The sequence below is a fragment of the Idiomarina sp. X4 genome (assembly GCF_002808045.1).
Lineage (GTDB): Bacteria > Pseudomonadota > Gammaproteobacteria > Enterobacterales > Alteromonadaceae > Idiomarina.
The window spans coordinates 1,416,823-1,430,276 of sequence record NZ_CP025000.1 but is presented as its reverse complement, the minus strand read 5'-3'; the positions used below and the strand labels follow the sequence as shown (position 1 = coordinate 1,430,276).

14 protein-coding genes are annotated in these 13,454 nt (G+C 47.9%); 2 read left to right on the top strand and 12 right to left on the bottom strand.

From position 1 onward, the window contains the following. Positions 1-20: 20 nt before the first annotated feature. From CWC33_RS06865 to trmH, 9 genes are read right to left on the bottom strand one after another with little or no spacing between them, the layout of a single operon-like run. Positions 21-800 carry a TatD family hydrolase gene (locus CWC33_RS06865; protein ID WP_100691342.1) on the bottom strand — a complete coding sequence of 260 codons (780 nt, stop codon included), beginning with the start codon at positions 798-800 and terminating at the stop codon, positions 21-23. A gap of 2 nt (positions 801-802) precedes the next feature. Beyond that, positions 803-1,546, bottom strand: coding sequence for a twin-arginine translocase subunit TatC (tatC, locus tag CWC33_RS06860; protein WP_100691341.1), 744 nt, complete (start codon positions 1,544-1,546; stop codon positions 803-805). Then, complete coding sequence (tatB, locus tag CWC33_RS06855) at positions 1,543-1,893, bottom strand: Sec-independent protein translocase protein TatB (RefSeq protein WP_100691340.1); 351 nt, start codon at positions 1,891-1,893, stop codon at positions 1,543-1,545. Before tatB ends, tatC begins: the two co-directional genes overlap by 4 nt. Continuing rightward, positions 1,894-2,118 (bottom strand): Sec-independent protein translocase subunit TatA, encoded by a 225-nt coding sequence (tatA, locus tag CWC33_RS06850; protein ID WP_100691339.1) that lies wholly within the window; start codon positions 2,116-2,118, stop codon positions 1,894-1,896. Between the two features lie 20 nt (positions 2,119-2,138). Beyond that, on the bottom strand, positions 2,139-3,797 hold the full coding sequence (gene ubiB, locus CWC33_RS06845) for a ubiquinone biosynthesis regulatory protein kinase UbiB (RefSeq protein WP_100691338.1): 1,659 nt from the start codon (positions 3,795-3,797) through the stop codon (positions 2,139-2,141). After that, positions 3,797-4,402 (bottom strand): ubiquinone biosynthesis accessory factor UbiJ, encoded by a 606-nt coding sequence (locus CWC33_RS06840; protein WP_100691337.1) that lies wholly within the window; start codon positions 4,400-4,402, stop codon positions 3,797-3,799. The genes ubiB and CWC33_RS06840 overlap by 1 nt, the downstream gene beginning before the upstream one ends. Then, on the bottom strand, positions 4,402-5,157 hold the full coding sequence (ubiE, locus tag CWC33_RS06835) for a bifunctional demethylmenaquinone methyltransferase/2-methoxy-6-polyprenyl-1,4-benzoquinol methylase UbiE (protein WP_100691336.1): 756 nt from the start codon (positions 5,155-5,157) through the stop codon (positions 4,402-4,404). Before ubiE ends, CWC33_RS06840 begins: the two co-directional genes overlap by 1 nt. 42 nt (positions 5,158-5,199) lie before the next feature. After that, on the bottom strand, positions 5,200-7,281 hold the full coding sequence (recG, locus tag CWC33_RS06830) for an ATP-dependent DNA helicase RecG (RefSeq protein WP_100691335.1): 2,082 nt from the start codon (positions 7,279-7,281) through the stop codon (positions 5,200-5,202). A gap of 9 nt (positions 7,282-7,290) precedes the next feature. Continuing rightward, on the bottom strand, positions 7,291-7,974 hold the full coding sequence (gene trmH / locus CWC33_RS06825) for a tRNA (guanosine(18)-2'-O)-methyltransferase TrmH (protein ID WP_100691334.1): 684 nt from the start codon (positions 7,972-7,974) through the stop codon (positions 7,291-7,293). A gap of 94 nt (positions 7,975-8,068) precedes the next feature. On the opposite strand from trmH, the gene CWC33_RS06820 reads away from it, so the two are divergent. Next, on the top strand, positions 8,069-9,277 hold the full coding sequence (locus tag CWC33_RS06820; RefSeq protein ID WP_100691333.1) for an EAL and HDOD domain-containing protein: 1,209 nt from the start codon (positions 8,069-8,071) through the stop codon (positions 9,275-9,277). Here CWC33_RS06820 and CWC33_RS06815 read toward each other — a convergent pair. Genes CWC33_RS06815 through CWC33_RS06805 form a run of 3 tightly spaced genes read right to left on the bottom strand, consistent with a single transcriptional unit; the run spans position 9,274 to position 11,974 of the window. Beyond that, positions 9,274-10,197: a cation diffusion facilitator family transporter gene (locus CWC33_RS06815; protein ID WP_100691332.1), complete on the bottom strand. Its 924-nt coding sequence runs from the start codon at positions 10,195-10,197 to the stop codon at positions 9,274-9,276. The two genes, CWC33_RS06820 and CWC33_RS06815, sit on opposite strands and share 4 nt — an antisense overlap. Next, positions 10,197-10,751, bottom strand: coding sequence for a hypothetical protein (locus CWC33_RS06810; protein ID WP_100691331.1), 555 nt, complete (start codon positions 10,749-10,751; stop codon positions 10,197-10,199). The genes CWC33_RS06815 and CWC33_RS06810 overlap by 1 nt, the downstream gene beginning before the upstream one ends. Further along, the gene (locus CWC33_RS06805; protein ID WP_088767309.1) at positions 10,751-11,974 is read right to left on the bottom strand and encodes a hypothetical protein; all 1,224 of its coding nucleotides are present in this window, start codon (positions 11,972-11,974) and stop codon (positions 10,751-10,753) included. Before CWC33_RS06805 ends, CWC33_RS06810 begins: the two co-directional genes overlap by 1 nt. Before the next feature lie 136 nt (positions 11,975-12,110). Here CWC33_RS06805 and CWC33_RS06800 point away from each other — a divergent pair, with 136 nt between their 5' ends. Continuing rightward, on the top strand, positions 12,111-13,454 hold the full coding sequence (locus CWC33_RS06800; RefSeq protein WP_100691330.1) for a Na+/H+ antiporter NhaC family protein: 1,344 nt from the start codon (positions 12,111-12,113) through the stop codon (positions 13,452-13,454).

Below are 13,454 nucleotides of genomic sequence, written 5' to 3'. Positions count from 1 at the left end.
CGTGTTAAGCGCAATACAAGTTACCCTAGGTTAAATAATCGCTTGGCGTTGTCAGTGGTTTGTTCCGCCAGTGCTTCCGCCGATATATCCAGCGCCTCTGCTACTGCAGTCCCAATAACCGGTAAATACTTTGGCTCATTCATTTTAGGCCGCGGCTTAATGCCTCGGGGCAGTAAAAACGGTGCATCGGTTTCCAGTACTAAACGCTCAAGCGGAATACTCGGCAAAGCGGTCAGTAATTCGCTGTTACGACGTTCATCACAAATCCACCCTGTTACGCCAAACCAGTGACCTCTCTCCAAATACCGCTCTAATTCTGCTGGCCCGCCAGTAAAGCAATGCGTTAAACAAGTTGTCTCATCATCGCAGTAGCGGTTCAACAATTCAATTTGTTTATCAGTAGCGTCTCGCTCGTGGAGGTACAACGGCAAGTTGAGCTCATTCGCTAACTTTATTTGCGCAACGAATACTTGTTCTTGAGTGTCTTGAGGCGAATAATTTCGGTTAAAGTCCAGCCCGCACTCGCCAATAGCAACAACAGCTTTGTGCTCAGCAAGTGCTCTCAACTCATCAGCAAAACTTTTGGGGGCTTCTCCAGCGTCATGGGGGTGGATACCAGCAGTCATTACTAACTGCTGTGGATATTGCTCACAAAGCTTTATCGCTTCTCGCGTTTCTTCGAGCGAGGTCGCTATAATCAGCTGCCTTGTCACTCCAGCTTTTTCCGCAGCCTCCATCACTTCAGGCAACGCCTTCAATAACCGTTTGTTGGTTAAATTCACTCCAGCATCAAACCACATCGTTAAGCCTCATCAGCCTGTTCTTTGTCATTCGACTTTGCGGGTGTGTACCAGCGACTTATTTGCAAACCCAGCTCAAACAGCAGCCACATGGGAATAGCCAGTAAAGTTTGCGAAATAACGTCCGGCGGCGTTAACAGCATACCGACAGTAAACGCCCCCACAATAATATAGGGACGTTTACGTGCCAACGATTCGCGAGTACTGACACCGCTCCATATCAGCAGCATAATGGCAACAGGCGTTTCAAACGCAATACCAAAGGCCATAAATATGGCCAGGACGAAATCGAGGTAACGGCTTATATCCGTCGCAACCGTAACGCCTTCGGGAGCCGCACCGGTAAAAAAGGCCATGGCAATAGGCAACACCACAAAATACGCAAACGCAATACCTGCATAAAACAACAACGTACTGCTCACCAGTAGCGGTACCACTAAACGCTTTTCTTTTCGGTACAGACCGGGGGCAATAAAGGCCCAGAGTTGCCATAACAAATAGGGTATGGCAAGCGCCAGTGCGATGACGAATGTCAGCTTGAAGGGCGTAAAAAAGGGAGCGGCCACATCGGTTGCTATCATCTGAGCATCGTCGGGTAGGGCCACTAGCAGCGGCTGCGCAAGCAAGTTATAAAGAGCATTAGCAAAATAAGCCAATGCCGCAAACACCACCAACACCACGAGCACCGATCGCAACAGTCGATTACGCAATTCCAGCAAGTGGTTCAGTAACGGTGAGTCACTCATTCACTGTCCCTGCTCTTATCTGCCGTATTCGGTGAATTTGAGTCATCCGGCCTTTTCGAATAGGGACGTTGAACGTCTGCGGCGGCATTTCTTAGTTCAACCAGCGAACGCTGCAATTCAGGGCTAAGGTTTTCGAGGTCCTGACTTTCTGCCTGTTTTAAGTGCTCGTGCAACTCTTTAATACGAAGTTCATGATCGAGTTCACTTTGGACTTTTTGCGTGTATTGGCGCACACCGCTAAGCATACGTTGGAAGCCACGAATGGCAGAAGGGAGCCGCTCGGGTCCAAGTACCAGCAGCCCGACAATTGCTATCAGCAATAACTCCCAAAAGCCAATATCGAACATTTAAGGCTTTCCAGAGGTGTCCGAGTCGTCATGTTGCTCTTTGTCTTGCAGCGACTCTTTCTTTTTTTCTTTATCGTCTTTGTTGTCAGCTTCATCATTCATTGACTTTTTGAAGCCTTTCACAGCATTACCCAAGTCTGATCCCATATTACGTAAACGCTTGGTGCCAAACAGTAAAACAACAATAACGAGCAGAATGATTAACTGCCAAGGTGATATACCCATGTGCTTTCCTATAATCGTTTTTAGTTAAATTCGCCGTTCGACGTTTTCGGCCGGCTTCGCCAGGCCATGACGGCTAGTAATATCGTCATTATACCAGAGCCGATAGTTGGCGCCGACAATTCGGTGTCCGTCCATAATAGCGTGGTACAAATGAGTCCGCTGGCACTTAACACGGTCCAGAAGGTTGACGTTGAGGCCTGCTTTTGCGCGCGAAGCAGCGCTTGCCAACGATAGTCATTTTGCTTAGGTTGCGTTTGATACTGGCGCAGACTGTCGTAAATCATGTTCGGAATTTCCGGCATTTTTTCCGCCCAGTAAGGCGCATTCTCTTTTACCGAGCGAACAACGGCACGCCAACCTAATTGCTCATTCATCCAGCGCTCAAGGAAAGGTTTTGCGGTTTTCCACAAATCCAGCTCGGGGTAAAGCTGACGTCCTAAGCCTTCAATATAAAGCAGGGTTTTTTGCAGTAGCACTAGCTGCGGCTGCACTTCCATTTCAAAACGGCGGGCAGTGTTAAACAAATTGATCAGTACATGTCCAAACGAAATTTCCGCCAGTGGCTTTTCGAAGATAGGCTCACAAACCGTGCGAATCGCCGATTCGAACTCTTCGATATTGGTGTGGCGGGGTACCCAACCGGAGTCAACATGCAGCTCAGCGACTTTTCGATAGTCGCGATTAAAAAAGGCCAAAAAGTTTTCCGCCAAATAGCGTTTGTCGTCCCTGTTCAGGGTACCGACAATACCAAAATCGATGCCAATATAGCGTGGGTGCAACGGGTCGTCTTTGGCGACAAAAATATTGCCAGGATGCATGTCGGCGTGAAAGAAGCTGTCGCGGAATACTTGTGTAAAGAACACTTCAACACCGCGCTCAGCCAGCTTTTTCATATCGACACCACGGGCTCGCAGAGTATCAACATCGCTCACCGGTATGCCGTCAATGCGCTCCATCACCATTACGTTATGGCGGCTGTAGTCACTGTAAACCACCGGAATATAGAGCATGTCAGAGTTTTCAAAGTTACGCTTAAGCTGAATCGCATTGCCCGCTTCACGCAATAAGTCCAACTCGTCTAGCAATGTCTTACGGTATTCTTTAACCACTTCTTTGGGCTTTAGCCGACGCCCGTCGGGCAGGTGTCGCGCCGCCACAGAGGCCAGTGTTTCCATCAACTCAAGGTCGGCATGAATGGTTTCACGAATATCTGGCCGAATGACTTTAATGACCACGTCGACAATATCGTCCGCCTGTTTTAGCTGCGCAGTATGCACTTGGGCAATCGAGGCCGAAGCCAAAGGTGTCGTGTCAAAATCAATAAAACAATCGTCGATACTATTCAGGTTTAACGACTTCTCAATGATCTTCTGGGCCGCTTCACCGTTGAATGGCGGTACCTTGTCCTGCAAGCGCGCCAGCTCAATAGCAATATCCGGCGGCAGTAAGTCACGGCGAGTTGACAGCATTTGACCAAATTTAACCCAAACTGGCCCCAGCTGTTCCAACGCTAACCTTAGGCGAACCCCAGCCGGTTTGTCTTTGTGCTTATTCGGCATCCAGAATAACGCATGACGACCTAAGCGTATCGTCCAGGGTAGCCAACGAGCCGGAATTAAGTCATCCAGCCCGTAAGTCAGTAAGGTTTTAGTGATTTTGTAAAAACGCCGAGTCCGCATTAGCTCTTCCTTTCCCCGAACTGCCTTTGCAGGCGCTCTACTTTTGCACGCAATTGCTGCATATTGTCTTTGAATTCATTAAATTCTTCGCGCGTTGGAAGCAACTGTTTCTCATCTGTGACAACGCCTTTAAACCAACGTTTACTTTCTTCCAACCTTTTCTCGACGTGGCTTCGACTTTTGTGCCACAGTTTCATGAACCAATGTGCGGGGGCATCTCCGAGTGTATTCGCCAATTCGGCTTCCCAGTCGACATCCAGCGACTTAAACAAGCCCACCAGTTGTTGCGCCAACATAGGGTCGCCATCAATATCGAGCTGATCAGCCTTAATTAGACGCGTTAAATTGGCGGTATCCTGCAGTTCCGGTAAAACGCCAAGTTCAGTGCTTATGCAGCAGTCAACGTCATCGCTATCCGCCGTGCTGATATAAATACCCGCTTCATCCACACTAACGGTGGTTGTAAATGGCAACTCTTTAAGTTTCAGCCGAATGCGTTTACCCGCTAAACGGCGCAGTCTTTCAGAGCTTTGCGCGTCTTTTTTTAACAGCGAATTTGCTAACTTCTCAAACAGAACCGTTGGCAATAGCGGTAATAACGTCATTAGAACTTATATCCTCTATGCAGAGCGACAACACCGCCTGTCATATTTTGATAGTCGACTTTTTCGTAGCCGGCGGTTTCCATCATCGACTTTAGAGTGTTCTGATCAGGATGCATACGAATCGATTCCGCCAGATACTGATAACTATCGGCGTCATTCGCAACCACCTGCCCCATTTTGGGCAGTATATTAAACGAGTAAAAGTCGTACACCTGATTTAAGGTGGCTGATACAGGTTTAGAAAACTCCAGAATTAACAGTCGACCGCCAGGCTTTAAAACACGCAACATAGAGCGCAATGCTTTGTCTTTGTCGGTCACGTTACGCAGACCAAAAGCAATGGTAATAACATCGAAAGTGTTGTCGTCAAACGGCAATTCTTCCGCGTCTGCCTGCACATAACGCACGTTGCCAACAACACCTCTGTCACGCAGTTTGTCGCGGCCAACTTTTAACATAGCGTCATTAATGTCCGCTAACACCACTTCACCTTCCGGACCCACCCGGCGCGAAAATTGCGCGGTTAAGTCGCCTGTACCACCAGCAATGTCCAGTATTTTCATACCTTTACGAACACCGCTACAATCAATGGTGTAACGTTTCCATAACCGATGAATGCCAAACGACATTAAGTCGTTCATGACATCGTATTTAGCCGCAACCGATTGAAACACGTTGGCGACCAGGTTTTTCTTTTCACTTCTGGCGACTTTTTGGTAGCCAAAATCTATCGAATCGTCTTTTCTATCGTTCATTCAAACTGTCCCGAACTCAATTTCCTGTAGTGTACTTGATGTTCACACTTGAGCATAGTGGTCACGCCTTGGTAACCACCGCTCAATCAGCGCATTTGCGCTTTGCGGATACTCTTTCAATACAATTTCAGCAATTCGCTGAGCTTCCGGAATAAGCGGCTCGTCACGCTCTAAGTCCGCCACTTTTAACGCCGCCAAACCTGTCTGTCGATGACCAAGCAATTCACCCGGTCCACGAATTTCTAAATCCTTCTGGGCAATCACAAAGCCGTCGTTACTTTCACGCAAGACGCCGAGCCGCTGCTGGGCAGTTTGCGACAGCGGGCTGTGGTAAAGCAGCACACAGTGACTGGCCACCGAACCTCTACCAACACGTCCCCGCAACTGATGCAACTGCGCTAAACCAAGGCGCTCTGGGTTTTCAATGATCATCAACGACGCATTGGGGACATCCACTCCGACTTCAATAACCGTTGTTGCCACCAAAAGATCAACGTCACCCGCCTTAAATGCCTGCATAACCTGTTCTTTTTGTTCATGCTTGAGGCGGCCATGCACTAATCCGATATTTAACCCCGGCAATTGCTCTTGAAGATCGTTAGCGGTGTCCTCCGCTGCCTGGCATTCCAATACATCAGACTCTTCAATAAGCGTACACACCCAATACGCTTGCCGGCCTTCGCTCTGACACACGTCCCGCACGCGCTCGACTACGTCCTGTCGTCGTGTATCCGGCACCGCCACCGTTGTCACCGGGGTTCGCCCCGGCGGCAATTCGTCGATAATGGACGTGGCCAAGTCCGCATAAGCCGTCATGGCTAATGTTCGGGGTATTGGCGTTGCCGTCATAATTAATTGGTGCGGATGCACACCCGCCTGAACACCTTTCTCCCGCAATTGTAACCGTTGATGTACCCCAAAACGGTGCTGTTCATCAATAATAACTAACGCCAGGTTCTGATATTCAACGTCATTTTGAAAAAGCGCGTGAGTACCCACTAACAGATGAATATCGCCGGCCTTTAATTGGTCGAGTAGCTCGGTACGGCGTTTGCCTTTCGACTTACCGCTTAACCAGGCAACATTAACGCCCAGCGAACTTAACCACTGCTCGAACGTAATGGCGTGTTGCTCGGACAGCAGTTCGGTGGGGGCCATTAGCGCAACCTGGTATCCTGCCTCAATAGCCGATAAGGCGCTCAGCGCAGCCACCAGTGTTTTACCTGAGCCGACATCGCCCTGCACAAGCCGCATCATAGGGGCGCCCTGTGCCATATCACCGGTAATTTCATCCACTACACGCTGTTGTGCATTCGTCGGAGAAAACGGAAGCTGGCTTAAAAAGGGCTGAGTTAAACGCCCTGAACCCGCCACTTTAAAGCCGGCTTGCTGCTGTTTCGAATGTCGCAGTTGCAGCATACTTAATTGGTGAGCAATAAGCTCTTCCATGGCCAGCCGCTGCTGGGCAGGGTGTTCACCTTGTTCAAGCGCTTGCAGAGACACGTCTTTCGGAGGCTTGTGAAGCGTTAAAATAGCCTGTTCCAATGATAAATGATGTGGCTGCAACGTATTGGGGAGTAACTCAGGTAAGGCTCCCGGGGTTAAGTAACTCAGTGCTTGCTCTATGACCTTTCTTAGTAGCCCTTGAGTGACCCCTTCAGTCATAGGGTATACCGGTGTCAGCGTATCTTCGGTGGGCACAGCGTCGTCCCCCCGCATCACTTTGTATTCCGGGTGAATCATCTCCCATCCAGTCATACCACGCCGCACTTCACCGAATGCCAGAATCTTTGTCCCGGCGGCAAACTGCTTCAACTGAGCGGCACTGAATTGAAAGAACCGCAACGAGATGCTGCCGGTGTCGTCCGACGCCTGACAGATCAACATACGCCGACGACCATATTTAATATCAGCATGCCTGACAGTGACCAACACATTCGTCGACATGCCTTGGCGCAGCTGAGCGACCGATTCAATACGGGTGCGATCTTCGTAACGAAGCGGCAGGTGCAATAACGCGTCACTGACAGACTCAAGCCCAAGCTTTTTCAGCTTAACCGCTACTTTGTCTCCAACGCCTTTTAGCACCGTTAATGGAATTCGGTGCAGCCCGCTTTCCGGCACAATGCCCCCTTAACGTTTTTCCCGCATGCTTTGCCACCAAGTATCATCCGCCATAATTTGACCGCTCTCATCGAGCTCAGGATAAGCTATACCTTTGCGTTTACACGCTTTCGCATAAATGGGGTGGCCGCCCTCAAAAAGCACTCGGTGACGCTCTTGCGCACTCATTTGAGGCGACTGATACATACCAGCCAGTTCACGCTGACGCTGTGCTTCATAAAACATTACCGCTCCTGCCACTGACACATTCAACGACTGCACCATTCCCACCATGGGTATCATCACATGATGGTCAGCTTGCGCCAACGCCCGCTCAGTCACCCCGTACTTTTCCTGCCCAAGTAAAATCGCCGTTGGTTTCGTGTAATCAATGTCTCTGAAGTCGACTGAATGCTCTGATAAGTGCGTCACCACAACCTGCATTCCCTGCTCACGCACAGTGCTTATAGCGTCATCCATAGACCGGTGGTTATGAATTTTCACCCAGTTTTGACTGCCTAGTGCAGTGCCACCCGATAGTCTTGCCTTTTTAGTCAGCCATACCGCATGCATTTCGTGTACACCCACTGCGTCGGCAGAGCGCACCACCGCTGACAAGTTATGGTTCTTATGAACATTCTCCATAATCACCGTTAAGTCAGGCTGGCGTTTATCAAGCATTTGGTTAATTCTTAAATAGCGTTCAGGACTCATTGCATTTTTTCGAAAAAAGAACTAATTATTAGCAGTATACCCGAGTCAGTGAATCAGTCCTAACCGAAAACAATGACACAAAACAGGACATTGAATGTCATATTCGTACATCGCCAGACAGCCGATTCTTACCCGCGACCAAAAAGTTTACGGGTACGAGTTATTGTTTCGCGACAGTGAAGCAAACAGCTTCCCGAATATTGATCCCAACGAAGCGACATCAAAGCTTTTGCTCGAACAGCACTTGCTGGGCGACATTCAAACCTTGTGTATGGGCAAGCAAGCGTTTATTAATTTTCATGCACAAACATTGTTGAATGACTTCCCGTCTTTTCTTAATGCCCGAACGGTCTGGGTGGAGTTGCTTGAAACCGTTGGTGTCGACGAGCCCTTGTTAAAAGCATGCAACTCCGCCAAATCAAAAGGTTATCGCATCGCCCTTGATGATCACGACTTCGATAATCAGTGGGAGCCGGTCATTCCCATGATCAATATGGTGAAAATTGATATTCAGGAGCAGGGACTGGCTCTGGATGACAAAATAAAATACTTCAAAGAACAAGGCGTTCCGTTACTTGCGGAGCGCGTCGAAACCAGAGAAGAATTTGAACGCTGTCTGGAGCTCGGGTTTGACTACTTTCAGGGTTTTTTCTTTGAGCAACCGCAAGTACTTCAACGAAAGTCATTGTCTCCCAATCGGCTCAGCATGCTGACACTGCTGAAAGAGACTCACAAAGACGATATTGACTTAAAAGTGTTACGGCAGATTATCGAGCAGGACTTGTCGCTCACTTACAGTTTGCTGAAATTGGTCAATAGCGCGTTACACGGCGGCCGCAAGCGAATAGAAACCATACAACATGCGCTGGCCTATTTAGGCACCAATGAGATAAAGCGTTTCATCACGCTGGTGGTTTTGGCCAATGTATCTGCAGGTGAACCCGAAGAACTGACTATAAAGTCAATTACCCGTGCGCGGTTTATGGAGCTTATTAGTGCTGAAATTCTTAGCGAGAAGTACCATTCTGCTGCGTTTTTAACGGGCATGCTGTCATTACTGGATATTATTTTAGGTGTCTCCATGGAAGACATATTAAAGCAGCTTCCTGTGTCGAAAGACATCGAACGCGCCCTATTAAAACGTGAGGGTGCCTGGGGCTTTTTACTGGAAATGACCGAGCTATATGAACGCGGTAAGTGGGACAAACTGGAAAAGCATCCGTTAAAACAAAAAATGAACGGCACTAATGTTGGCCAATTGTACGTCGATGCCAGTCAGTGGTGCCGCCTAGCCATCAGTTAAGCCACCCATTTCTCGTCTTTGGTAAAGGCAACTGTGAGCCACCAACGGTATCCCAGTTTTACAATTTGACTGTGTATTTTTTCACGTATGTCATCTTGCCGAAGGACTGTCACAGAGAAGTCATCATCCTTAACAATAAAGTCAATTTCCAGGAATACGGTGCGACCGACTTTTTGAATACGAACCACACTTGCGTCAAAGTTATTTTCTTTTTCAACCTCTTCCACAATGCGATTTAACTGCTTGACGAGTTTTCCTTTCGGCTGAAAACCGATGAGTTCTTTGGCACTTTGGATTAGCCCTTTCAGCGGAGTAGCAATAAACGCAAGTGACGCTACCAACACCAATACAGGGTCAATATAGGGCACCCACTCTTCCATCGAAACGCGCATGAGTATTAGCGCACCAACAAAGCCAATAAATATACCCGTGGACAAAATGGTATCCAGAAACCATTCGTAAGACTCAGAGCGAACCAAGTCTGACTCCAAATTGGCTGAGGCTTTTTTGAAATAAAAGTAAACACCCGCACAGACAACCGAGGAGATAAGCGAATACACCAACGCCACGTCGATATTCACGTCACTGCCGCCAGCGGCAATATCAAAGGCGGCAGCAAAAGCAGAATACACACATAAGACAATTAACGTGAGGTATTTAACGCCGACTAAAAAGGGTTCAATAGCGCTTTTACCATAAGGAAAGGAGACACTATCGTCGGCATTCACATTTTTAGCAGCAATGAGCGACAAATAGGACAGTAATAAGCTGATACCTGAGTACAAGCCGTCAAAAAGAACCACTGACGAGCCGGTTAACAGCCCAACCACAATACCCGACACCGTGAAGAACAACGAGGCCAATACGGATAAAGATAACAGTTGTGACTCTAACTCTGGGTCGAGCTTTTTACTGAACATTACCTGTCCTTACGATAAAAGTTAGCCGATATATTGTTCATACCGAAGAGTTCGCAGAGTCTTCGCCCTTCTGCCGAGTAGGCTTCCGCAAAAATCCCCTTAGCTTGCGGGGTTTCCCTTAAATACTGATTCAAGAGACGATACCCTTGGCGTATGAGTTTCATTGCAACAGAGCTGTTTCGCAAAGTCTTCTTCACCACGACGGCGCTAATATAAACATAGTGCGGTGCTGTTTGAGCATCCTGCCCTGAAACCACGGTGAACTCAGTCTCAGAGCACTTCCCCTCTAAAAACGCCATTGCTTCATCTGTTTTTACGCGCATGGCTGAGAAGTGGCCTAACATAGTGTCACCCTGCATAGCACAAACAAACAATGACATATTGTTCCGACGATGCTTTAACCAATACTGACTCTCGTTATCTTGCGAGTCATAGCCGGAAATATCATCGGCTGATAGCGCGACGGTTTTTTCAACAATGTCATCAACGGTGTAGCCCATTCCCTGTAATTCTGCATAGGTGAAAAAGCCGGGGCTTAACTGTTTTTCTTGCATTAACTTCGTACCGCTTTTTTGGTGAGCCGACGCATTCTTACAATGCCCAAAATCGCAACAAATAAGACAAAACTAACACTAATCGCAGCTATCCCGGAATATATCGCTAGCATATTAAGCGGCTTTTTCTGGATAAGTGATTCCGCTAACACGAATAGTAACGGCACCGCCTCGAAAAAGAACACAATAATAGCAATGTAGTTTATCGTGCGGGTTTCTTTTTCTGCCTGCGCAGCATTCGACAGGTTTACTCGCTGTTCGAGGAAGCTTTGGTTCTTTCGGTACGTTTCCAGCGAACGATCAATATCAAACTTTTCAAACAAGCTGTCAGCCAACTGCTGGGCTGATGGATAGAGAAATATATCCAAATCCCAAAACAAAATGGCCGCTTTAAAGTCACCCATCAAGTCATTAATGTCGTCCAGCTCCAGTTTCTCATCGGTTTGTATTGAATGGGTCACTCGCAAGTTCGCGCGCTTTATAGACGCTTCTCTGAACATCAACAACTCAATAATAAAGGTCAGCATTAAGTCACGCCGAATGGCATTTACTGACGTGCCCGATAGCTCAGGATCATCATTATCCAGATTACTGTCGTAACGAAGCACAGTTGTCTTGCTCGCGTATATCTCACTGCTGTTGTACACCGCTATATTTTCCTGCCAGCAGCCTTGACCAAAGGTCGGCAATAAACCCGCCGACTCCATCACATCGGACTCAAACATCTCGTTCGCAAATATCGACGGCTTTAAAATGTCTGACAGCTTTTGACCTGTACTGAGGCAAACGCGTGCTTTGCCGGACACCTGCAATCCATGGTTTGCTTTTAAGTATTCATAGAAACTGGCGTTACGCTCATCACCATTCGTTATTTCAATGCCTTCACGCGAGACTCTGTCTAACAGCTGAGTTATTGGCTCACCATTAACACCAAATACAATCGTTAAAATGCATAACTGAGTACGCTGGTTTAAGGTGAAATAAACGTCACCCGGCAGTTGCTCGCAATTCGTGTCTTTTTCGCTTTCGCCGTAAAAGTTAAATGAAAAGCGACCCAGCGTTCCGCGTTCGAACTGGTTCCAGCTGCGGTTCGACACTTCTTCTGAAAACCTGTCAGCCATTTCACTGACATAGGACCCTTGTTCAGTTTCAACCGCTTTTAGTGCTTTTCCGTCCAAATAGCAGGGAATAAACACATAAGCCCTGCCAAAAAACTGATCCATAAACGCCTCCTTTTGCAAAAATATACCACTGTGGTCACAATCAATGCATTACTTTCGTGTTGCAGAAAAAATGTTGCACAAAAACCAATGGACGGATAAGCTTCTGGACGTCCAAAATAAAAATAAAAGGTAGTTTATGACAGATTCGTCGCCACAACCGGCAAGTGCTAAAGCGCTTCTTCCACTCGCGCTATTCCTGATTTTATTTTTAGGCACTGGCCTCTACTTTCAGAACGAAGGTGTTGAGTACGCTTTCTATCAACTACCAAGTCCTGTCGCCATATTACCCGCCATTGTATTAGGTATACTGCTCAGCAAGCAGGCCTTTGAAGAAAGAATTAACACCTTTGTCGCCGGTGTGGGTGACAATAACATCATTACCATGTGCGTTATCTACCTTCTGGCAGGCGCATTCAGTACAGTTGCTGAAGCCACGGGTGGTGTGGATGCAATGGTTGCATTAGGTCTCAGCATTATTCCTGCCGCGTTCCTGCTGCCGGGTCTGTTCATTATTGCCGGGGTTATCTCAACCGCAATGGGGACATCCATGGGCACTCTGGCGGCGTTAGCGCCGGTGGTTTTAGGTATTGGCGAAGCCACTGACATTAGCTTGCCACTACTCGCAGGCGTGTTGGTCAGCGGCGCTATGTTTGGTGACAACTTGTCGATAATATCTGACACCACCATTGCCGCAACGCGTACTCAAGGTTGTACCATGCGTGACAAGTTCCGAGCGAACTTAAAAATTGCGATACCCGCGGCTATTGTCACTGTTCTGTGGTTGGTTACTTACGACACCAGCGGGGTCCCTCTTAATGTTCCGGACGCTAACCTTTGGCTCGCCATTCCTTATTTTGCGATCATTATACTGGCGGTGTTAGGCCTGAACGTATTCGCAGTTCTTGGTCTTGGTATCGTTATGGCTGCAGCATTTGGTATGTTCACCGTCGACTACCAATGGGTTGCTTTCAGTCAGGACATTTACAAAGGCTTTGAAAGCATGCAGGAAATTTTCTTGCTGTCATTGCTTATTGGCGGGTTATCAGCATTGATTCGCCAGCAGGGCGGGTTAGCTTTCTTAGCGCAGTTTGTCGAAGCCGCCGCAAACAAAGTCAGCAAGCACAAGCAACGCGCTTCTGCTATTGGCGTCGCGGGGCTCACGGCACTAACAAACTTGTGCGTTGCTAACAATACAGTCAGTATTCTATTAGCCGGGGAAGTCAGTAAACGGCTGGCTAAAATTGGTAATTTAGCGCCACGTCAAAGCGCCAGCTTACTGGATATTTTTGCCTGTGTGGTACAAGGGGCATTACCTTACGGAGCGCAGGCTTTACTGATGGGGGCCAGCTTTAAAATATCGCCGTTGTCGGTCAGTATCCACACGGGTTACTGCTTTATTCTGGCGGCAGTCGCTATCGCTATTATTATTTGGCGCCGACCTCTGGAAGACAGAGAGCCAGCGCCAGAAACAGTGGCATGA